Raw genomic sequence first — 20689 nt, forward strand, 5'->3', positions numbered from 1 at the left:
TCACGAGCCGGGCGCGACTGCAGTCGCCGTCGCTCATCTCGATCGTGCTGCTCGCCGGACTGGGCGCGCTGCTCTACGGCGGCTTCCTGCTCAACCCGCGCAACATCGGCGATCCGCTCCCCTTCGCCATCGTGATCATCTGCGAGCTGTACCTCATCGGCCAGGCCGCCCTCACCATGTGGACGGCGCTCTCGAGCACGTACGACCCGCGGGATGCGACGTTCCACGCGGCCCGCGCGACGCTCTTCGGGAGCCCCGTCGACGGGATCCCCATCGGCGACGACCTGTACCTCGGCCGCCGCCGCATCACGGTCGACGTCCTGATCACCACCTACAACGAGGATCCGGTGATCATCGAGGGCACCGCCCGGGCGGCGCGCGACATGCACGGCGCCCATGGGACCTGGCTGCTCGACGACGGGGACGACCCCCGGGTCGCCGAGATCGCCGAGCGCCTGGGCATCCGCTACGTGGTGCGCGAGGACCGAGCCGGCGCGAAGGCCGGCAACGTGAACCACGCCCTGCGGCTCTCGACCGCGGACTTCGCCGTGATGATCGACGCCGACTTCGTCGTGGTCCCCGAGTTCCTCGAGGAGACGCTGCCGTTCTTCCTGCACGACGACGTCGCGTTCGTGCAGGCCCCGCAGGTCTACGGCAACGCGCACAACTTCATCTCGCGGGGATCCGCGTACATGCAGATCGTCTTCTACGCGCTGACCCAGCCAGGCAAGAACAAGTACAACTCCGCGTTCTGCGTCGGCACCAACGCCGTCTTCCGCCGGACGGCGCTGGACGACATCGGCGGCATGTACGAGGGCTCGCAGTCCGAGGACATCTGGACGTCGATCTTCGTGCACGAGCGCGGCTGGCGCTCGATCTTCGTGCCGATGACCCTGGCGGTCGGGCGCACCCCCGAGACCATCGAGGCCTTCGTGCGTCAGCAGGTCCGCTGGGCGGTCGGCGGCTTCGAGATCTTCCTCCGGCACAACCCGTTCTCGCCCCGGCGCCGCCTGACGACCGATCAGCGGATGCAGTACTTCATGACGGTGACCTTCTACTTCACCGGCATCGTGCCGCTGGGCCTGATCGTGCTGCCCCCGATGCAGATCTACCTGAACATCACTCCCGTGAGCCTCGAGGTGCCGCTGCTGCAGTGGATCCTCTTCTACTGCGGCTTCTACGTGCTGCAGATCGGACTCGCGCTCTTCATCATCGGCTCCTTCCGGTGGGAGACGCTGCTGCTGTCGACCGTCACCTTCCCGATGTACACCAAGGCGTTCTTCCTGGCGGTGGCCGGCCGCAAGCCCAGCTGGACCTCGACCGGAGCGACGGGTCAGGCGGCCTCCCCGTTCGACTTCATCAAGGTGCAGATGGTGTTCCTGGTCTTCCTGTCGGCGACGACCGTCGTCGGCTTCCTCAAGGCGGAGTGGACGGCCGAGTACTCGGTGGCGCTCGTCTGGAACATCCTGAACACGCTCACCCTCGGCGCCTTCGCCGTGATCGCGGCGCGGGAGCACATCGCCCTCAAGCGGGCGGCGAGAGCCGAGCTCGCCGGCACCGTCCTCGTCACCGGACGCCGCCGGCTCGCAGCGGGTGCGGCATGAAGCCGCTGCGCTGGCTCGGCTTCGTGCTCTCCTGCGTCGTCGCCGTGGGGATCGCCGCCGCCGGCCTCGTCTACGCCAACGTCTCGTCGCTGACCGTCAGGGCGGCGAGCGCCCAGCTGATCACCGAGGACTACTCCCTGGGGACGCCGTTCGCCGGCACGATCCAGGACCTCACGATCTCGCGCGGCGACTCCGTGCAGGAGGGCGACGTGCTCTTCAGCCTGCAGAGCGCGATCCTCGAGTCCGACATGCAGACGAAGGACTTCACCAGCGCCGACGTCGGCTACACGATCGAGCCCGGGGGGCTGATGGTCTTCACCGCCGCCCTCGACGGCGTCGTGAAGCAGGTCGACACCGAGATCGGGGCGTTCGTCGAGGAGGACGAGATCCTCGCCGTCGTCGCGATCGCCGACTCCATCCACCTCGAGAGCGAGTTCTCGCTCGGCGCGCGCGACTACTCGCGCATCCCCGTCGGCGGCACGGTCGCCGTCGCGATGCCCGACGGCACCACCGTCGACGCCGAGATCTACGACGTCGAGGTGGAGCGGTACCGCAACGGGCGGGCGACGACCGTCGTGCGCGCCCGCACCGACGAGATCACCACTCAGGACTACACCGTGATCGGCGCGCCGGTGCGGGCGGAGCTCCGGCTGCAGGACGACGAGAGCTTCGGCGGCTGGCTCGTCGCCCGCCTCGGGGATCTCGTCACACCCGGCGGGTTCGCCCGGTGAGGCGCGGCGCGGGGGCAGCCTCCGCCCTCGCGCTGCTCCTGCTCGTCGGATGCACGTCTCCCGTGCACCCCGCCCCCGACTGGGCCGTCGAGGCCTCCGCGCACGCCGGGCGCCTGCCTCAGGTCGCCGGACCGTACGCGGGGGCCCCGCGGCTCGCCGACGGGGTGCCCCCGCCGACGAACTCGTGGGCGTCCGGGCCGGTCTTCGCGGACGGCCTCCCGCTCTACACGGGGATCCTCTCGGTCACTCCGCGCTCCGACGGCTTCTCGGTGGGGCTGCCGCAGGTCGACGCGACGCCGCGGGCCCTCTTCGGACTCGCGCGCGACGACCTCACGGTGACCGTGCCGTCGTCGTCGGTCGAGCTCACCGCGCTCGACGACCTCGTCTCGACGTGGAGCTACGCCGGCGCCGGAGAGCTCGTCACCGCCGAGGGCTGGCCGTACGCCTCCTACCTCTCACGGGAGCCGCAGGACGTGATCGTCGAGGGTGCCACGGAGCCGGAGCGCGCGGCCGACGGACTGCTGCTCGTCTCGGCGGGCGGGCAGCGGTACGCCCTGGTGGCGCCCGCCTCCGCCCTCGACGCGTTCCCGCGGATGAGGCTCGAGGGGCGCCTCGTCGTCTTCGCCGTGCCGGAGGGGGCGAGCCGGGTGCAGGTCGACGCGATGCGCAGGGGGGCCGTCGCGCTCGAGGGCGCGACCGTCGCGCACTCGACCGCGGGGGGCCGCACGACGACGACCTACACGCTGCGGACAGAGGGCGGAGCGTCGACGTTCTTCGGGCTCGGCTCGCAGGGGGATCCGGGCTACGACACCCTCTACGGACGGGTCGGGCTCGAATCCGGCACGACATTCTCGCGTAGCACTGCGGCGATCGCGGAGTCGGGGGCGCTCGATCTCACGCGCCTCACCGACGACGAGCGCGGCGCCCTCCGCCGGCAGGTGCCGCTCGACGCCGCCGACGTCCGCTTCGCCGCCCCCGACACCTACGGCGCCGGCAAGGAGCTCTACCGGGCGGCCACCCTCCACCGGCTCGCCACCGACCTCGGCCTGGACGAGACCGCCGCCGTCCTCCACGAGCAGCTCCTGGCGGAGCTCGACCTGTGGCTGGATCCGACCGGCTGCACCGTCGGTGCCGTGAAGTGCTTCGTCTACGACCCCGTGCTGGGCGGGATGGTCGGCTCCGCCCCCTCGTTCGGATCGGAGGAGTTCAACGACCACCACTTCCACTACGGGTACTTCCTCTCGGCGCTGGGCATGCTGGCGGAGGAGGACCCCTCGCTCGTCGAGCGCTACCGCACCGTCGCCGACCTGCTCGCGCTCGATCTGGCCTCCCCCGTCGACACCGCGGAGTTCCCGCGCCTGCGCGTGTTCGACGCCTACCGCGGCCACTCCTGGGCCTCGGGCCTCGCCCCCGCCCGCGACGGCAACAACCAGGAGTCGGTGTCCGAGGCCGTCAACGCGTGGAACGGGCTCGCGCTCTGGGCCTCGGCGTCCGGGAACGAGGCCCTGCTCGAGCAGGCGCGCTGGATGCTGAGCCTGGAGACCGAGGCCGCCGCCGACCTCTGGCTGAGCCCGACGACGCCTCCGGGCTTCGACGCCCCCTTCCTCGCGATCAACTGGGGCGGCAAGCGCGACTACGCCACGTTCTTCGACGCGACCCCGTCGGCGATCCTGGGGATCGAGCTGCTCCCCCTCCCGCCGGCGACCGCGTTCCTCCCGGGCCCCGACCGCGTGGACGAGCTCGTCGCCGGGGCGCCGGGCTCGCCGCTCGCCGACTACGTCGTGATGCTGCAGGCGACGAGCGATCCGGAGGCGGCCCTGTCGAGGGCGGCGCAGCTGACGGACGCGGAGATCGACAGCGCGAACTCGCGGAGCTACCTCCTCGCGTGGATCCTCACGCGCTGACCCGCCGCCGCCGCAAGCCCTCACCGCGGCGGCCCCCGCGGGCGTAGTGTCCGAGGACGGCGCGCGGAACGGTCCGCGCGTTCGCGTCGATGGAGCCGCGATGTTCGAACCCGAAGGATCCGTGCACCCTGTCGCACGGCTCAGCTACGTCACCACCGCCCTGCTGCTGGGTGCGGTCCTCGTCGGAGGCGCTGTCGGCGCCGCCGTCGCCCTGGTGCTCTACCTGCCGGCCGCGCTCGCGTCCGGACCACTCGATCCGTCGGGGCTCGTGAGCTTCGGGATGCTGATGGGCGTGCTCTCCGGAGCGGGCATCGGCCTCGCGGGCGGAGCCGGGGCGATCGCCGGCATGGTCACGATCCGCGCGGTCAGCCGGAGGGACGCCGCCTTCATCGCGGGCACGAGCTCGGGATCCGCGCTCGGCGTCCTGATCGCGGCGGCGAACCTGCTGGTCAGCCGCGACGCTCCGACCTGGATCGCGGCGCTGCTGGCGACCGCCGCGGCCTTCGCGCTGTGCGCGTGGGGCTCGTGGCTGCTGACCCGGCACGAGCACGCCTGGGAGCGCGAGCACTCCCGCGCGCAGCACCACCGCGCGGCCTGAGCTCCCTTGCTGACCGAGTAGCCCGCGCAGCGGGCGTATCGAGATCCACGCCTCCCGGAGACGCGGGTCTCGATACGCCGCCTGCTCGACCAGCAGGAGGTCGACTCCGGAGCAGCGGCGTCAGCCCGCGTACGCCCCGACCAGGCGCACCGCGCCGCCGTCGACGCCCTTGGCGCCCTGCTCGAAGCCCTCGAACGACCGGCTGCTCATCGACACGCGCCCGGCGATCCACGACGGCACCCCCGAGGCCTCGAGCGAGGCGATGACCGGCTCGGCGGCGGCCGCGTCGACCACCGCGAACATCCCGATGCCGAGGTTCCAGGTGCCCTCCGTGCTCTCGAGCGTCGCGCCCGACATCCCGGCGAGCGCGCGGAACACGTCGGACGGGTTCCAGGAGGAGCGCTCGACCTCGACCCACGAGCCGCGCGGCAGCACGCGGGCCAGGTTCGCGGCGATGCCGCCCCCGGTCACGTGGCTGATCGAGTGCACGGCCGAGCCGAGCGTCCCGTGCTCGAGCACGTCGAGCAGCGGCCGCGTGTAGAGGCGGGTCGGCTCGAGGAGGACCTCGCCCACCACTCCGCCGAGCTCGGCCGAGTGGTCGGTGAAGCCGATGCCGCGCTCGGCGAGGATGTGGCGCACGAGCGAGTAGCCGTTGGAGTGCAGACCGGAGGAGGCCATCGCGATCACGACGTCGCCGTCGCGCACGCGGTCGGCGCCGCGCACCGCGTCCGCCTCGACCACTCCGGTCGCCGCTCCGGCCACGTCGTAGTCGTCGGGCCCGAGCAGGCCGGGGTGCTCGGCGGTCTCGCCGCCGACGAGCGCGGTGCCGGTGGCGGAGCAGGCGCGTGCGATCCCGGCGACGATGTCGGCGATGCGCGCGGGGACGACCTTGCCGCAGGCGATGTAGTCGGTCATGAAGAGGGGACGGGCGCCGACCACGACGATGTCGTCGACCACCATGCCGACGAGGTCCTGGCCGATCGTGTCGTGCTTGTCGATCGCCTGCGCGAGCGCGACCTTGGTGCCCACTCCGTCGGTCGAGGTCGCGAGCAGCGGCGCGCGGAAGTCCTTGAGGAACGACACGTCGTAGAGGCCGGCGAACCCGCCGACTCCGCCGAGCACGTGCCGGTCGTGCGTCGCCGACACGGCCGACTTCATCAGCTCGACCGCGAGATCACCCGCCGCGGTGTCGACTCCGGCGCGGGCGTAGCTGCTCGTCTCATCACTCACGCGACGACCCTACCGACTGGCCCGCCCGGCCGAGAGCGCGCGACGAGGCTTCTGCGCACCGGCGACGACCTCGGCGGATCCGCCCGACACCACGGCCGGGCACCGCCGCGCTCCGGCCGATCCGCCCACGGCGAACCATTAGGGGATGCGGTCGCCGCATGTCAGGATGGACCGTCATCCCCCCCTGCTACCCGATTGGGAGCCCATCCGGCATGTGCGGAATCGTAGGAATCGTCTCCTCGGGACCCGTCAACCAGTCCATCTACGACAGCCTGTCGCTCCTGCAGCACCGCGGTCAGGATTCGACCGGCATCGCGACGGCCGACGGCAGCACCCTCCACATCAAGAAGGCCGCGGGCCAGGTCCGCGAGGCGTTCCGCACCCGCGACATGCGCTCGCTGCTCGGGACCATGGGCCTCGGGCACGTCCGCTACGCCACCAAGGGCAACGCGGAGCGCGAGGAGGAGGCGCAGCCGTTCTACGTGAACGCGCCCTACGGCATCATCCTCGTCCACAACGGCAACCTGACGAACACGCGCGAGCTCACCGAGGAGCTCTTCCGCGTCGACCGCCGCCACCTCAACACCACGTCCGACACCGAGCTGCTGGTGAACGTCCTCGCGAACGAGCTGCAGGCCTCGATGTCGGGTCGCGACCTCGACGCCGACGAGGTGTTCGACGCCGTCGCCCGCGTGCACGAGCGCGTCGAGGGCTCCTACGCCACCATCGCGCTGATCGCCGGAGTCGGACTGCTCGCGTTCCGCGACCCCTTCGGCATCCGCCCGCTCATCGTCGGCCGCCGCTCGAACGTCGGCGCGACCGACGACTGGGTCGTCGCCTCCGAGTCGCTGGTGCTCGAGGCCCAGGGCTTCGAGATCGTGCGCGACGTCGCTCCGGGCGAGGCGGTCTTCATCACCCCCGACGGCACCATGGCGAGCCGCCAGTGCGCGAAGGACCCGCGCCTCATCCCCTGCTCGTTCGAGTACGTCTACCTCGCGCGCCCCGACTCCGTCATGTCGGGCATCTCGGTCTACGAGGCGCGACTGCGCCTGGGCGACCGCCTCGCCGACACCATCGCCGCGTACACGCCGAGCGGGGCGATCGACGTCGTCATGCCGATCCCGGACTCGTCCCGCCCCGCCGCGATGCAGGTCGCGCAGAAGCTCGGCATCGAGTACCGCGAGGGCTTCTACAAGAACCGCTACGTCGGCCGGACGTTCATCATGCCGGGCCAGGCGGTGCGCAAGAAGTCGGTGCGCCAGAAGCTCAACGCCATGTCGAGCGAGTTCAAGGGCAAGAACGTGCTGATCGTCGACGACTCGATCGTGCGCGGCACGACGTCGAAGGAGATCGTCGACATGGCCCGCACGGCCGGAGCGAACACCGTCACGTTCGCCTCTGCCGCGCCGCCCGTCCGCTACCCGCACGTGTACGGCATCAACATGCCCTCGCGTCAGGAGCTCGTCGCCCACAACCGGCGGATCCCCGAGATCGCGGACGCCATCGGCGCCGACTACCTGATCTACCAGGAGGTCGCGGACATGAAGGCGGCGATCCTCGAGGGATCCGACGTCACCGACCTCGAGACCAGCTGCTTCACGGGCGACTACATCACGGGCACCGTGACTCCGGAGTACCTGGACTGGGTGGAGCGCACGCAGCTCAGCTGACTCCGGGCGCCGAGCCGGGGCCTGGGAGTGAGGACGGATCGGGCCCCGAGCAGAGCGCGGGACCGGAGCGCCGGGTCGGCCTGTCCGCTCGGCGCGCTCGCGACCAGCACAGCCTCCGAGCGTCCGCAACCGGGTGCCGGGGCGGCGCCCGGGCGTCCAGACTCGAATCCGCGCGCCACCCGGGCGCGCAGACGAGGAGCCTCCCGTGATCTACCGCCTGATCCCCTACCTGCTGATGTTCATCGCGCGCAAGCTCACGAAGTCGCAGAAGGCGAAGCGCACGATGCAGAACGCCGCGCGCAGGACCGCGCGCAAGGGCCGCTGACCCGTCAGCGGACGGCGGTGCCCGGATTCTCCGGCGAGCCGCCGTCCGCCTCCGGCTCACCGGCCGGCGTCTCGCGGGCGACCGTGCGCTCGGCCGTGGCGCGGACCACGCGCCGACCGACGACGCGGTCGAGGACGACGACGACGAGCCCCGCGAGGGCTCCGAAGAGCGTGACGAACAGCAGAAGGCTGAAGCCGAAGACCTGACCCTGCGAGAAGCCCTGCGTCTCGGGCAGCGCGAAGGTCAAGACGAACGCGACGATCGCTCCGAGCCCGGCGCCCAATGCCAGGATGCGCCAGATGCGCGGCGATCGGCGCACCTCGACCTCCTCGCGGGTCACCTCGACGTCGTCGGAGTGCTGCGGGGGGTCGAGCGGATCGGTCATGCCTCCATTCTCCCCCGAACGCGGCTCGGAGCGGGCCGTGCGGTGCCCAGCGGGCGGGACCCGGGCCGCCGAGCGGCTCCGCGGGCACGCCGGGTTCGCGAATGGTCGCGTTCCGGGCCCTCGCGCCCCTCCGCACCCCGGATCGCGTCCACTCGACCGTGCACACCTGCGCGACTCGCCCCGAACCGGGCCTGCCCGTTCCTCCGCGCCCCAGATCGCGTCCATTCGACCGTGCGCACCTGCGCGACTCGCCCCGAACCGCGCCTCCCGGCCCCTCCGAAGCCCGGATCGCGCCCACTCGACGGAGCCGCCGCTCACAGCGAGTGGACGATCCGCCCCGCCTGCGCGCGCAGCTCGCGCACCACGGTCCGGACCGACAGCCGCTCGGCCCTGTCCGGCCGCATCAGCGCCACGATGTGCCGTACCGAGCTGACCCCCCGGAGCGGCTTCACCACCACTCCGACGCCGCCGGCCGTGTACCGGGGCAGAACCGCGATGCCGAGCCCGGCCGCGACGAACGCCTCCGTCACACGAGTGGAGGCGAAGCGCTGCTCGACCCGCACGGCCTCGCCCGAGGCGGTCTCGATCTCCTGCATGACCCGCTCGAACGGGAAGCCGTCGGGCACTCCGATCCAGGTCTCCCCGACCAGGTCGGCCGCCGTCACCGTGGCCCGGTCGGCGAGCCGGTGCCCCACCGGCAGAGCGATGTCGAGCGGCTCCACCATCAGCTCGGCCATCGCCAGGCCGCGCCCCGCCCAGGCGCTGCGACCCGTCGGCGAGTGCCCGAGCACGATGTCGAAGTCGGCGGTGAGGTCGGCGAACTCGTCCGTGCCGGGATCGACGTCCTCGCACTGCACGACGAGCCCCTCCACGCTCCGCAGCGCCACCAGGGCGTCCGGGAGCAGCATCTGCCCGGCCGTGGGGAACGTGGCGATCGTCACCTCGCCGATCGGGTTGTTCTTGAACGTCTGCCAGACCGCGTCCGCCCGCTCGAGGGCGATGGCGATCTCGGTCGCGCTGCGGGCCAGCTCGCGGCCGGCGCCGGTCAGGACCACTCCGCGTCCCGAGCGCTCGATCAGCGGCACGCCGGCCTCGCGCTCGAGCACCTTCAGCTGCTGCGAGACGGCCGACGGAGTGCGGTGCGTCGCCTCCGCCACCGCGGTGATCGAGCGCCGCATCGAGAGCTCTCTGAGCAGTTCCAGCCGCCGCACGTCCATGAAGCAACGCTACACGTCAGGGCAAGAACTCATCGATTGTCCTAAGGAACAGGAGTGGCCAGAGTGGACGTTGTACACAGCATCCCGGCGGATGGATCAGGTTCCGCCGCAACGAAAGGCAGAACACTCATGAGCATCGCCGTCGCCGTCCTCCTCGCCGCCGTCTCCGCCTGGGGCGCCGTCGCCACCGTTCTCGTGACGCGTCGCGACGGGTACCGCCAGGTCCCGACCCGCTACTGAGCCTCCGGCTCCAGCACGCACCCGAACGCCGCCGTCCCGACAGGGAGGCGGCGTTCCGTCGTCTCGGGGAACGACGGAGGGCCCCCGACGAGTCGTCGGGGGCCCTCCGTGCTGTCCGCTACTTCGAGACGGTGCGGCGGCGCAGGTGCGCCACGCTCATCGCCGCTCCGAGCAGGAGCGCGACGGCACCGGCGAGCAGCGCCGGGGTCGTGTCGAACCCGGTCGCGGCGAGGTGGTGCGTGCCGCCGCCCGTCGAGCCGCCGGCCACCGGAGCGGTGGTGGCGGGGGTCGTCGGGATCACGGTCTCGACGGGGGTCGGCGCCGGGGTGGGCGTCGCCTCCGGGGCTCCGGTGACGGTGAGGGTCGAACCGACCGACACTCCCGTGACGGGGAGGCGGAACTCGAGCTCGTGGTCACCGGCGGCGAGGCCGCTGATGTCGACGCTCACCGAGGCCCGGCCCTGCTCGTCGGTGGTGTCGACGACCGTGTGGTCGATCGGAGCCGAGGAGACCTGCTCACCGTCGATCAGCACCTGCACCTCGTCGTCGCGGACCGTCGAGTTGTTGACGTCGAGCGAGGACAGGTCGTAGGTGAGCGTCCGGGCTCCCTCCGCGCTGGTGTCGACGATGCCGATCGAGCGCGACGCGGGGTCCGGGGTGACCGGCGAGAACGCGGCGATGTAGTCGGTGAAGGCCGTGAGGTCGACGCGGCCGGAGTCGGCCTTGTCCGCGCCGTTGGCGAGCTCGGTGAAGTTGTCGCCGCCGGAAGCGAGGAACGAGTTCGTCACGATCTTGAACGTCTCGTCGTCCGCGACCGGCTCGCCCTGGAAGAAGACGCCGGTCACGTGCGAGCCGGCCTCGGCGGTCGGGTCGTAGGTGTACGACAGGTCGGCCGAGATGCCCAGGTGCAGCTCCGGACGGCTGGAGGTCGCCGGCTGCCACTGCTGCTCGAGGACCGTCTTGATCTGAGCACCCGTGAGCGTCTCGGTGACGAGGGTGTTCGCGAAGTTCTGAACGGCGGCCGCCTCCTTGTAGGAGACCTTGCCGTCCTCGTCGCCCGCGCCGCTCGCGGCGAAGAGCAGGTCGGCGCGCACTCCGCCGGGGTTCATGAACGCGATCTGCGTGCCGAGGTCCTCCTGCGTGGCCCAGAGCTGGGCGTCGGCGACGAGGTTGCCCATGGTCGACTCGGCACCGCGGTTCTCGGAGCCGTCCGACTGGGAGCCGCGGCGGACGTCGGCGGTGATCTCGCCGACCGGCACGGCGCCCTCGACCTCGGCGACCGCGACGGCGTCGGCGACGACCGCGGCGACCGCCACGCCCTCAGGGGTGGAGTCAGCGGCGTACGCGGGCTGGTAGGCCGTCGAGACGACTCCGGTGGTCGGGTTCGTGACCTGGACGGGAGCCAGCGTCTCGACGAGGTTCTGCGCGCTCGAGGTCACCTCCTTCGTCTCGGGGTCGACGGTGAGCTCGATGTGACCGAGGCGATTGCCGTACTGGCCCGCCTGGACGACGGGGAGCGTGTTGCCGTCGACCGTGACCTCGGAGGCGTAGGCCTGGTGCGTGTGCGCCGAGACGATCGCGTCCATCCCGCCGCCGATGCCGTCGACGATGCCGCCGAAGAGCGTGTTCTCGTCATCGAGGTCCGCGGAGGCGCTCTCGGCGCCCTCGTGGATCACTGCGACGAGGACATCGGCCTCGAGGTTCTTGGACTCCGCGGGCACTGCGGCGTCGGCGGAGTCGTCGACGCCGTCCTGCAGGCGTGCCGCTTCGGCGTTGACCGAGTCGATGATCGGGGCGATATCGAGCGTGGCGATGCCGGACGGCGTCACGAGCGAGGGGAGGCTCGCGGTGGTCGCGCCGATGAAGCCGACCGTCACGCCGTCGAAGTCCTCGACATAGGACGAGGCGTAGGCGTGCTCGCTCGTGCCCTTCTCGAGCACGTTGGACGAGATGTACTCGAACTCGGCCCGCGGGATGACGCGGTCGTCGAGGTCGGCACGACCCTGGTCGAACTCGTGGTTGCCGATCGCCGAGACGCTCACGCCCATGAGGCCCAGCGCGTCGAGGGTCGGGTTGTCCTGCTGCACGAAGGACGTGAAGGTCGAGGCGCCGATGTTGTCGCCGGCGGAGACGAGGATCGAGTTCTCGGGGTTCTCCGCCTTGAGCGTCGCGAAGGCCGAGGCCAGCGAGGCGGCACCGGGGAAGCTGTTGTCGACCGAGCTTCCTGCGGACGCCTCGAGCCGGCCGTGGAAGTCGTTCATCGTGTAGACGTCGATGACCTTCGCTTCGGCGGCCATCGCGGGGGCCGCGCCGAGCAGGGCGGCGCCGGCGACGGCGCCGACCGCGGTCGCCGAGAGTGTTCTGATCAGGCCGCGTCGACGGCCGGGGGTGTTGCTTCGCATCTGGTCGAGATCTCCAAGCGTCGAGCGGGGACTCGGAGAGGACTCCGGCCGCATGAGGGGGACTTTCCCAGCCAAGCTGAGGGTCGGCCCCAGGTCAAACGCCGGTCCGTGCTTCGGCGGCCTCGTTTACGAGAAGTTAATCCGACGACTGCCGGGGTTCTCCCAGCCGTCGCGGAGGCACTGCGGAGGGACGCGGTCAGCCGACGCGCAGGAGAGGGAGGAACGGCGTGAGGTCCGCGCGGACCCCGGACGCGTGGATCCGCCCGCTCGCGAGGCCGTCGGTCCACGGGAGGCCGCCGGTCGCCAGGGCCAGCCAGGTGGCGGCGTCCATCTCGATCACGTTCGGCGGGGTGCCGCGGGTGTGGCCCGGGCCCTCGACGCACTGCGCAGCACCGAAGGGGGGCACGCGCACCTCGACGCTGCGACCCGGTACGCGCGTCTCGATGATCTGCAGGAGGAACCGCACGGCGGTCGCGGTGGTGGTGCGGTCCGTCGCTCCGGCGAGCGCCACGCGCACCGCCGCCTGACCGGACGCTTCGTCGATCTTCCCCTTGGCCATGCATCCCATCCTGCCGTGCCGGGGACGCCCGGCCCCCTCCGCGGGATGCCGCTCCGGTACGCGACACGCCGGAGAACCCGTACCGGAGCAGCATCTCGCGGCGGGTCCGCAGAACCGGCCCGAACGGGCCGAGCGGGGGCGTGACGGCGGAAGTCCGCCCCGCGAGGCCCCGGGCCTATCCTGTTCAGGTGAAGATCCTCGTCCTCGGTTCGGGTGCCCGTGAGCACGCCATCATCACGGCTCTCCTCGCAGAGGAGGAGCAGCACGAGATCATCGCCGCGCCCGGCAACGCGGGCATCGCCCGCGACGTCGAGGTGATCCACTTCGACACCAACAGCCCGCGCCTGGTCACCGACTTCGCCGTCGAGCAGGGCATCGAGCTCGTCGTCATCGGCCCCGAGGCGCCGCTGGTCGCCGGAGTCGCCGACGCCCTGCGCCAGCGCCGCATCCCCACCTTCGGACCCGACAGGGCCGCCGCCGCGCTCGAGGGCTCGAAGACCTTCGCGAAGCGCGTCATGGACATGGCCCGCGTGCCCACCGGCCGCGCCACCCGGGTCTCGACCCTCGTCGACGCCACCCGCGTCATCGACGAGTTCGGCGCCCCCTACGTCGTCAAGGCCGACGGCCTGGCCGCCGGCAAGGGCGTCCTGGTGACGGAGTCGCGCAGCGCCGCCGTCGCGCACGCCGAGTTCTGGCTGCAGTCGGGCGACGTCCTCATCGAGGAGTTCCTCGCCGGCCAGGAGGTCTCGCTCTTCCTCCTCTCCGACGGCCACGACGTCGTCCCGCTCTCGCCCGCCCAGGACTACAAGCGCCTCGCGGACGGCGACGAGGGCCCCAACACGGGCGGCATGGGCGCCTACTCCCCCCTGCCCTGGCTCGCCGACCGCTGGCAGAGCGAGCGCGCCTTCGTCGACGAGGTCATCGACACCGTCGCCATCCCGACCATCCGCCAGCTCGAGCGCGAGCGCACCCCCTTCGTCGGACTCCTCTACTGCGGCCTCATCGTCACCGACGCCGGCATCCGCGTGATCGAGTTCAACGCCCGCTTCGGCGACCCCGAGACGCAGGTCGTCCTGCCCCGCCTCGCCTCCCCCCTCTCGGCGCTGCTGCTCGCCGCGTCCACGGGCTCGCTCGCCTCCGTGCCGTGGCCCGCCTTCACCGAGGAGGTCGCCGTCACCGTCGTACTGGCCAGCGAGGGCTACCCCGAGAACTCCGTCACCGGCCGCGGCATCAGCGGACTCGAGGCGGCCGAGGCCGTCCCCGGCGTGACCATCGCGCACGCCGCGACGCAGCTGGTCGACGGGCGCTTCGTCGCCACCGGCGGGCGCGTGCTCAACGTGGTCGCACGCGGCGCGGACTTCGCCGAGGCGCGGGCGCGGGCGTACCAGGCCCTCGACCTGATCCACCTCGAGGGCGGGCAGTATCGTCGCGACATCGCGCTCAGGGTCGCGCAGTAGCGCGACCGCTTCGCGCGATGTCGTCCACGCCGCCCCTCGTGCGGCGTGGCGCAGTCGGCTTTGCGAGGCGGTAGCGTTCTTGAGAGCGTCCTGCGTCCGGCTCGCCGACAACGCTTGGCACGCGTTCTCGGCTTCGCCTCGTCGCGGTGCGGGGATTCGGGAGGGTGCGCCTCCCGGGACTCGAGCCTTCCGGGACTCGGGCCTTCCGGGGCTGCTGCCGCCCGGAACTGATGCCTCCTGGGACTCGAGCCTCCTGGAACTGATGCCTCCCGCGACCGTCGGCTCCCGCGACCGTTGGCTCCCGGGACTGATGCCTGCCGGGACTGTTGGTTCCCGGGACTGATGCTTTCGGGACTCGAGCCTTCCGGGGCTGTCGGTTTCCGGAACTGGCTGGTTCCCGGGGCTGGTGGCTCCGCGGGCTGATGCGGTGCGGAAGTGGTGCCTCTCGGGACCGGGGGTTCGCCGGGGTGGTGCCTTCCGTGGCGGGCGGACGCAGAAGTGAGGCTGGGCGGCCCGGGACCGGGGGAAGTGGTCGGATCGGGGCAGTAGGCCTTCGTTGTGCAGGCGCTCCCAGGGAGCCGATGGGTCAGGCGGAGGCGGCGACGTCGCAGAGGGCCTCGGCGAGGTCCGGGTGGGCGAAGGCGAAGCCGGCGTCCTCGAGGCGGCCGGGGACGACCCAGCGGCTCTTCAGGAGCAGCTCGGGCTCGGTGCGCAGCAGCAGCATCGCGGGCTCGAGGACGAAGCGCGGGGCGGGCAGGCCGACGCGGCGGCCCACCGCGGCGCGCAGCAGGCGCGACAGCTCCGTGTTGTCGCTGGGATTCGGCGACGCGAGGTTCACCGGGCCCTCGAGCGCGGACTCCTCCAGGAACAGGATCGAGCGGAACACGTCCTCCACGTGGATCCAGCTGAAGTGCTGACGACCGCGCGTGGGCCGGTACTCGTGGTGCACGCCCGCCTCGCGGCGATCGCGGGTCGCGGGCCAGCGGCCGTCGTACTGCGGACCGCCGAGACCCAGGCGCGCGAGGCGCAGCAGGATGCCGGTCGCCGGTCCGTCGCCCAGCACGATCGCCATGCGCAGCGCGATCCGGCGGGTGGCGGGCGTGTCCCCGCGGAAGAACTCCGCCTCCCAGGCCGTGGCCACGTCGACCGAGAAGCCCTCGCCGATCACGCCGTCGCGCTCGGTGTTCGCGCGCTCCTCCTCGTGCCGGTAGATCGTCGCGGTGCTCGAGTTCATCCAGACGTGCGGCGGAGTCGCGGCCGCCGCGACCGCGCGGTGCAGCTCGGCGGTCGTCTCGACGCGCGAGCGGAGGATCTCGGCGCGGTTCGCGGCCGTGTAGCGGCAGTCGACGCTCTTCCCCGCGAGGTTCACGAGCAGCCGCGCTCCGTCGACGGCGTGGACGAGCCCCGCGGAGTCGCCCCAGCGGGCGTCGGGACCCGAGCGGCCGATGCGACGCACGCTCCAGCCCTCCTGCTCGAAGCGGCGGGCGAGATCGGTGCCGAGGAAGCCGCTCGCCCCCGCGAGGACGACGACGGGGCGCTGCGCGGTGCTCATCGCCCCATCGTGCCGCACGGCACTGCGCGACCGGTGCGCAACCGAGGGTGAGCGCGGCTCGGGCCCGCTCCAGCGCAGGCCCGGCGCCATCCGACCTCGGTTACGGACGCGCCACGGCGTGCGCGGCCCGCACCGCACCGGCCAGCCGACCCGCGAACCCGGGCGGCACCTGCTCGGGCAGCGCGTCGACCGCGAACCAGGCCACGTCCTCGCTCTCCTCGCTCACCGCGACGGGGGCCGACGGGTCCGCGATCGCGCCGTAGCCGACGTCCCAGTGCCGGGCGCACCGGCCGAAGCCGTCGCCGAGTCCGTGCCGGTCGAGGTCGAGCGGACGCGATCCGAGCGGAGTGAGCGGCGCCACTCCGCTCTCCTCGCGCGCCTCGCGTAGCGCGGCCTCGGCGACGGAGGAGTCGCCGGGCTCGATGTGCCCGCCGAGTTGCACCCAGAACCGGCCCTTGCGGTGGAAGCAGAGCAGCACGCGGTCGAGCCCGGGCGAGAGCACGAAGCAGCTCGCGGTGATGTGCTCGGGACCGAGCGAGCGCTCGAGAGCGCCCTCACCGTGCTCGGCGAGGAACGCGAGGTACTCGTCGCGCAGCGGCGAGAAAGGCGGCGGCGCGTTCCACTCCTGCAGAGCGGAGGCGAGGGAGGCTGCGCGGGACGTCACTTAGCGAGCGTAGGCGAGACGCCACCTGCATCGGCACCCGGGGGAGGGCCGTGCAGGCGGCGTCTCGCCGCGAAGGGATCAGACGGCGAGGCCGGCCAGTCCTTCGCGGTCGACGCGGCGGTGGAAGCGCATACCGGCGAGTCCGCCGAGCACGGCCGCGATCAGCGCGACGACGAGCGCGGCGAGCGCGGTCAGGACCGCGGCGATCGTGGCGTCGCTCCCGTCGAGCGGGATGCGGGGGAAGCTGCTGACCGCCGAGAGCAGCTGCGTGCCTCCGGTGATCGCCGAGGCGATGCCGACGAGGATCGCGACCACGACGGCCCACGCCCAGACGGCCACGCCCTGCTTCGCTCCGTTGAAGCGCGCCATGCGGCCCGCGACGTAGCCGCCGGAGTAGTAGGCGACGAAGAGGATGACCAGCAGCGCGATCGCGCCCACCCAGCCGAAGGCGACCGGGTCGGCGGCGAGATCGGCGGTGACGTCCTGCGTGCCGACGACGGCCGCTCCGATCGCCGTGACCAGGGCGGTGAGGATGACCGCGAGGCCGGTCGCGGCGAGCCAGCCGAAGAAGGCGCAGCCGATCTTCAGCCCGCCGAAGCGCTCGCGCTCGCGGTCGTGGATGTCCTTGCGGGCGGCGGCCCTGGCCTGCTTCGCCTCGGCGGAGTCGGGGGCGACCGGCGCGCGGTGCTCGGGGGCGCTCGACGAGTCGGACCGGTCGGACCGGTCCGGAGTGCTCGTCGAGGTGGTGCTCGAGGTGCTCCCGCCCTGCGGGGCGGTCTCGAAACGGCGCGTCTCTCCGGCGGCGTGGGCCGTCGTGTCGTCGCGTCGCGGGTCGCTGCTGTCGCGACCGGAGTCGGTGGGGATGCTCATGACGACCTCCTGGGGGACCGCCGACGGGGTTCGGCGGTGAGGCCAGTCAATGCCCTGCGGGGCCTCGGTGTCGCGGGCTTGACGGCGAGCGGCAGCGCTCGGATCCGGCCGTTCCGACGCGCGCCCGACGCCTCGTGCGGCCCCGGAGGGGCGTCAACCCCCTGCGCTCCCCCACCGGCGTCGGCTTCCATGGAACGACCCACCCACCGACACGAGAGGGAGAGTCATGACTCCGGAATCCCCTGAGCAGACACCGCCCGGCACCGAGGCGGAGCTGACCCCGAAGGCCGACCACGGCGAGCAGAGCTACCGCGGCACCGGCCGACTGAGCGGCAAGGTCGCTCTCGTCACGGGAGCCGACAGCGGCATCGGCAAGGCCGTCGCCATCGCCTTCGCCCGCGAGGGCGCCGACGTCGCCGTCTCGTACCTGGACGAGCACGAGGACGCCGAGGACACGGCGAAGTGGATCCGCGAGGCCGGCCGGGAGGCGCTGCTGCTGCCCGGCGACCTGCGCGACCCCGCGCACTGCCGCGAGATCGTCTCGAGCACCGTCTCGACGCTGGGCCACCTGGAGGTGCTCGTGAGCAACGCGGCCTTCCAGATGAGCCACGAGGAGATCACCGACATCCCCGACGAGGAGTGGGACCGCACGATCGAGACCAACCTCGGCGCCTACTTCCACCTGGTCAAGGCGGCGATCCCGCATCTGCAGCCCGGCGCGTCGATCATCGCGACCAGCTCGGTGCAGTCGGACCAGCCGTCCTACCAGCTGCTCCCCTACGCCGCCACGAAGTCGGGGATGCTGAGCATGACCGCCTCGTTCGCGCAGGCTCTGGGCGAGAAGGGCATCCGCGCCAACGCGGTCGCCCCCGGCCCGATCTGGACCCCGCTGATCCCCTCGACGATGCCCCCGGAGGCGGTCGCCTCCTTCGGCGAGAACGTGCCGCTGGGCCGCCCCGGCCAGCCGGCCGAGGTCGCGCACGCCTACGTCCTGCTCGCGTCCGACGAGGGCAGCTACATGAGCGGAGCGACGATCGCCGTCACCGGCGGGAAGCCGATCCTCTGATTCCGCTCACGAGCGCTCACCCGCAGGTTCCTGGGATAGGTTCCTGCGGGTGAGCGTGCACATCCGCAGCATCGAGACGGCCGTCCCCGCGACGGTCCTCCGCCAGTCCGACGTGCGCGATCTCTTCGCCTCGCAGGAGGGCGTCAGCCGGCTCGGCTCGAGGATCCTCGGTGCCGCGTTCGACGCCTCGGCGATCGACACCCGGCACACCGTCGTCGACGAGCTCGACCGCGAGGTGCGGGAGGGCGAGAGCGCCTTCTACGACGCCCGCTCGAACGCCGTCCTGAATCCGGGCACCGCCGAGCGCAACGCGCTCTACGCGGCGCGTGCTCCCGAGCTCTTCACCGACTCCGCCCGACGCGCGCTCGAAGCGGCGTCGTTCAGCGCCTCGGACGTCACCCACGTCGTCACCGTCTCGTGCACCGGCTTCTACGCGCCCGGCCCCGACTACCAGCTGGTCCGCGCGCTCGGCCTCTCGCCGTCGGCCCAGCGCTTCCACCTCGGCTTCATGGGCTGCTACGGCGCCTTCCCCGGGCTGCGCGCCGCGAAGGCGTTCTGCGAGGCGGACCCGGACGCGGTGGTCCTCGTCGTCGCCGTAGAGATCTGCACGATCCACCTGACCTCCTCGAACGATCCCGAGCAGATCGTCGCCACCTCGGTCTTCGCCGACGGAGGGGCGGCGGCCGTCGTCACCGCGCGCGCCCCGGAGCCGGGTGCCGCGGTCCTCGAGATCGACGCGCTCGACACGACCCTCACCCCCGAGGGCGAGAACGAGATGGCCTGGACCATCGGCGACCACGGCTTCACGATGCGGCTGAGCACCTACGTGCCCGCGATCATCGGCCAGAACATCACCGGGGCGCTGGCTCCGCTGCTGGGCGAGGCGGGCGCGGGCGGCGTCCAGCGCTGGGCCGTCCACCCGGGCGGCCGCAGCATCCTCGACCGCGTGCAGACCGCGCTCGGGCTCGACGACGAGCAGATGCACCCGTCGCGCGAGGTGCTGCGCACGAACGGCAACATGTCGAGCGCCACCGTGCTGTTCATCCTGCGCCGCCTGCTGCACGGCGAGGCGGCCGACGGCGAGCGGATCGGGGCGATGGCCTTCGGACCGGGCCTGACCGTCGAGATGGGCCTGCTGACGAAGCGGGGCGGGGAGTGAGGGCTCCCCTCGCTCCCGACCTGCGGCACCGCGAACTCGACGCCCGGGAGCTGATGGACGACCCGGACTGCGATCGCACGCTGCTCGACGCCACCTACGCCCGCTTCGGCGCCGTGAACCGCCTGGTCTCGGGCTGGCGCGGGCTGTACCGCTCGCGCCTGCGCACCCTGCTGAACCGCGACGAGCCGACCCGGCTGCTCGACATCGGCTCGGGCGGCGGCGACGTCGCGCTCGCCCTCGCCGGCTGGGCGCGGGAGGACGGTCTGCGGCTCGCGATCACGGCCGCCGATCCGGACGAGCGCGCCTACGCCTTCGCGACCGCCCGACCCGGGACGCCCGGCGTCGAGTTCCGCCGGGCGAGCAGCTCGGAACTGGTCGACGAGGGAGCCGAGTTCGACGTCGTGGTCTCGAACCACCTGCTGCACCACCTGACCCCGGAGTCGCTCGCCTCGCTCCTCGAGGACAGCGAGCGCCTCGCCCCCCGCGCGCTGCACAACGACATCGAGCGCTCGCGCCTGGCGTACACGGCCTACTCCGTCGCCACCCGCCCGCTCGCCGCGGGCTCGTTCCTGCACTACGACGGCTCGCTGTCGGTGCGCCGCAGCTACACCGCTGCCGAGCTGCGCGCGGTGACGCCCGCGGGCTGGAGCGTCGAGCGGGCGGCTCCGTACCGACTGCTGCTGACCCGGGGCCTCGCGGAGTGAGCGCCGGTCGCGCTCTGATGCGCGCCGCCGCCGCGAGCTATGCGGCCAACTGTGCGCTCGGCACCGCCGTGGCGACCGGTGCCGTCCGGACCGGGCGCTGGCACTGGATCCACCACGCGCTGTACATCGCGACCTCGTCGCTCGCGGCCGCGGCGTTCGTCGCCCTGCTGCGCTCGGAGCCGAGGGCCGCCGCCGCGCTCGCCCCGGCGGCGCTGCCGCTCGCGGTCGTCCCGTTCGCGGGGACGCGCGGACGCCGGCATCCTGCGATCGCGCTGGCCGCGGCTCCGTTCGTCGCCGCCGGGCTCGTGCTCTCGCGGCGGCGCTCAGCGCCCTCGCAGCGCTGACGGTCGGCG

General features: G+C 72.3%; 18 protein-coding genes. 10 read left to right on the forward strand and 8 right to left on the reverse strand.

The window, feature by feature from the left end; genetic code table 11:
• The 4 genes from IOC53_RS12775 to IOC53_RS12790 form a co-directional block, all read left to right on the forward strand.
• Positions 1 to 1604: glycosyltransferase family 2 protein (locus tag IOC53_RS12775; protein ID WP_207406266.1), on the forward strand; the 1604-nt coding region annotated here is incomplete at its 5' end.
• Positions 1601 to 2335 (forward strand): HlyD family efflux transporter periplasmic adaptor subunit, encoded by a 735-nt coding sequence (locus tag IOC53_RS12780; RefSeq protein ID WP_207406267.1) that lies wholly within the window; start codon positions 1601 to 1603, stop codon positions 2333 to 2335. The genes IOC53_RS12775 and IOC53_RS12780, both read left to right, overlap by 4 nt.
• A gap of 62 nt (positions 2336 to 2397) precedes the next feature.
• A complete protein-coding gene (locus IOC53_RS12785; protein ID WP_207406268.1) occupies positions 2398 to 4239 on the forward strand; it encodes a glycosyl hydrolase in 1842 nt (613 codons plus the stop codon).
• 100 nt (positions 4240 to 4339) lie between these two features.
• Positions 4340 to 4837 (forward strand): hypothetical protein, encoded by a 498-nt coding sequence (locus IOC53_RS12790; RefSeq protein ID WP_207406269.1) that lies wholly within the window; start codon positions 4340 to 4342, stop codon positions 4835 to 4837.
• A 120-nt stretch (positions 4838 to 4957) separates the two neighbouring features.
• Here the strand turns inward: IOC53_RS12790 and purM are convergent, their stop codons facing one another.
• A complete protein-coding gene (purM, locus tag IOC53_RS12795) occupies positions 4958 to 6067 on the reverse strand; it encodes a phosphoribosylformylglycinamidine cyclo-ligase (protein WP_207406270.1) in 1110 nt (369 codons plus the stop codon).
• Between the two features lie 212 nt (positions 6068 to 6279).
• On the opposite strand from purM, the gene purF reads away from it, so the two are divergent.
• Entirely contained in the window at positions 6280 to 7737 is a 1458-nt protein-coding gene (gene purF, locus IOC53_RS12800) for an amidophosphoribosyltransferase (RefSeq protein WP_207406272.1), read from the forward strand.
• Between the two features lie 329 nt (positions 7738 to 8066).
• Here the strand turns inward: purF and IOC53_RS12805 are convergent, their stop codons facing one another.
• From IOC53_RS12805 to IOC53_RS12820, 4 genes are all read right to left on the reverse strand, one after another.
• On the reverse strand, positions 8067 to 8447 hold the full coding sequence (locus IOC53_RS12805) for a hypothetical protein (protein WP_207406274.1): 381 nt from the start codon (positions 8445 to 8447) through the stop codon (positions 8067 to 8069).
• 314 nt (positions 8448 to 8761) lie between these two features.
• Positions 8762 to 9664, reverse strand: coding sequence for a LysR family transcriptional regulator (locus IOC53_RS12810; RefSeq protein WP_207406276.1), 903 nt, complete (start codon positions 9662 to 9664; stop codon positions 8762 to 8764).
• A gap of 358 nt (positions 9665 to 10022) precedes the next feature.
• A complete protein-coding gene (locus IOC53_RS12815) occupies positions 10023 to 12305 on the reverse strand; it encodes a bifunctional UDP-sugar hydrolase/5'-nucleotidase (RefSeq protein ID WP_207406277.1) in 2283 nt (760 codons plus the stop codon).
• A 196-nt stretch (positions 12306 to 12501) separates the two neighbouring features.
• Positions 12502 to 12864, reverse strand: a complete 363-nt coding sequence (locus tag IOC53_RS12820) for a sterol carrier family protein (protein WP_207406278.1) — start codon at positions 12862 to 12864, stop codon at positions 12502 to 12504.
• 188 nt (positions 12865 to 13052) lie between these two features.
• Here IOC53_RS12820 and purD point away from each other — a divergent pair, with 188 nt between their 5' ends.
• A complete protein-coding gene (gene purD / locus IOC53_RS12825; RefSeq protein WP_207406279.1) occupies positions 13053 to 14321 on the forward strand; it encodes a phosphoribosylamine--glycine ligase in 1269 nt (422 codons plus the stop codon).
• Positions 14322 to 14907: 586 nt separating this feature from the next.
• Here the strand turns inward: purD and IOC53_RS12830 are convergent.
• The 3 genes from IOC53_RS12830 to IOC53_RS12840 all read right to left on the reverse strand — a co-directional run bounded on the left by IOC53_RS12830 (position 14908) and on the right by IOC53_RS12840 (position 17407).
• On the reverse strand, positions 14908 to 15873 hold the full coding sequence (locus IOC53_RS12830) for an epimerase (RefSeq protein WP_207406280.1): 966 nt from the start codon (positions 15871 to 15873) through the stop codon (positions 14908 to 14910).
• Between the two features lie 100 nt (positions 15874 to 15973).
• Positions 15974 to 16537 (reverse strand): NUDIX domain-containing protein, encoded by a 564-nt coding sequence (locus IOC53_RS12835; protein ID WP_307786186.1) that lies wholly within the window; start codon positions 16535 to 16537, stop codon positions 15974 to 15976.
• A gap of 78 nt (positions 16538 to 16615) precedes the next feature.
• On the reverse strand, positions 16616 to 17407 hold the full coding sequence (locus IOC53_RS12840) for a hypothetical protein (protein ID WP_207406281.1): 792 nt from the start codon (positions 17405 to 17407) through the stop codon (positions 16616 to 16618).
• 226 nt (positions 17408 to 17633) lie between these two features.
• Between IOC53_RS12840 and IOC53_RS12845 the strand changes: the two genes are divergently transcribed.
• From IOC53_RS12845 to IOC53_RS12860, 4 genes are read left to right on the forward strand one after another with little or no spacing between them, the layout of a single operon-like run.
• The gene (locus tag IOC53_RS12845) at positions 17634 to 18473 is read left to right on the forward strand and encodes an SDR family oxidoreductase (RefSeq protein WP_207406282.1); all 840 of its coding nucleotides are present in this window, start codon (positions 17634 to 17636) and stop codon (positions 18471 to 18473) included.
• Between the two features lie 49 nt (positions 18474 to 18522).
• On the forward strand, positions 18523 to 19632 hold the full coding sequence (locus tag IOC53_RS12850; protein WP_207406283.1) for a type III polyketide synthase: 1110 nt from the start codon (positions 18523 to 18525) through the stop codon (positions 19630 to 19632).
• A complete protein-coding gene (locus tag IOC53_RS12855) occupies positions 19629 to 20336 on the forward strand; it encodes a class I SAM-dependent methyltransferase (RefSeq protein ID WP_307786187.1) in 708 nt (235 codons plus the stop codon). Before IOC53_RS12850 ends, IOC53_RS12855 begins: the two co-directional genes overlap by 4 nt.
• On the forward strand, positions 20333 to 20680 hold the full coding sequence (locus IOC53_RS12860) for a hypothetical protein (RefSeq protein WP_307786188.1): 348 nt from the start codon (positions 20333 to 20335) through the stop codon (positions 20678 to 20680). The genes IOC53_RS12855 and IOC53_RS12860 overlap by 4 nt, the downstream gene beginning before the upstream one ends.
• Positions 20681 to 20689: the final 9 nt, after the last annotated feature.

The sequence above is a fragment of the Rathayibacter sp. SD072 genome, assembly GCF_017355185.1.
In the GTDB taxonomy this organism is placed as follows: domain Bacteria; phylum Actinomycetota; class Actinomycetes; order Actinomycetales; family Microbacteriaceae; genus Rathayibacter.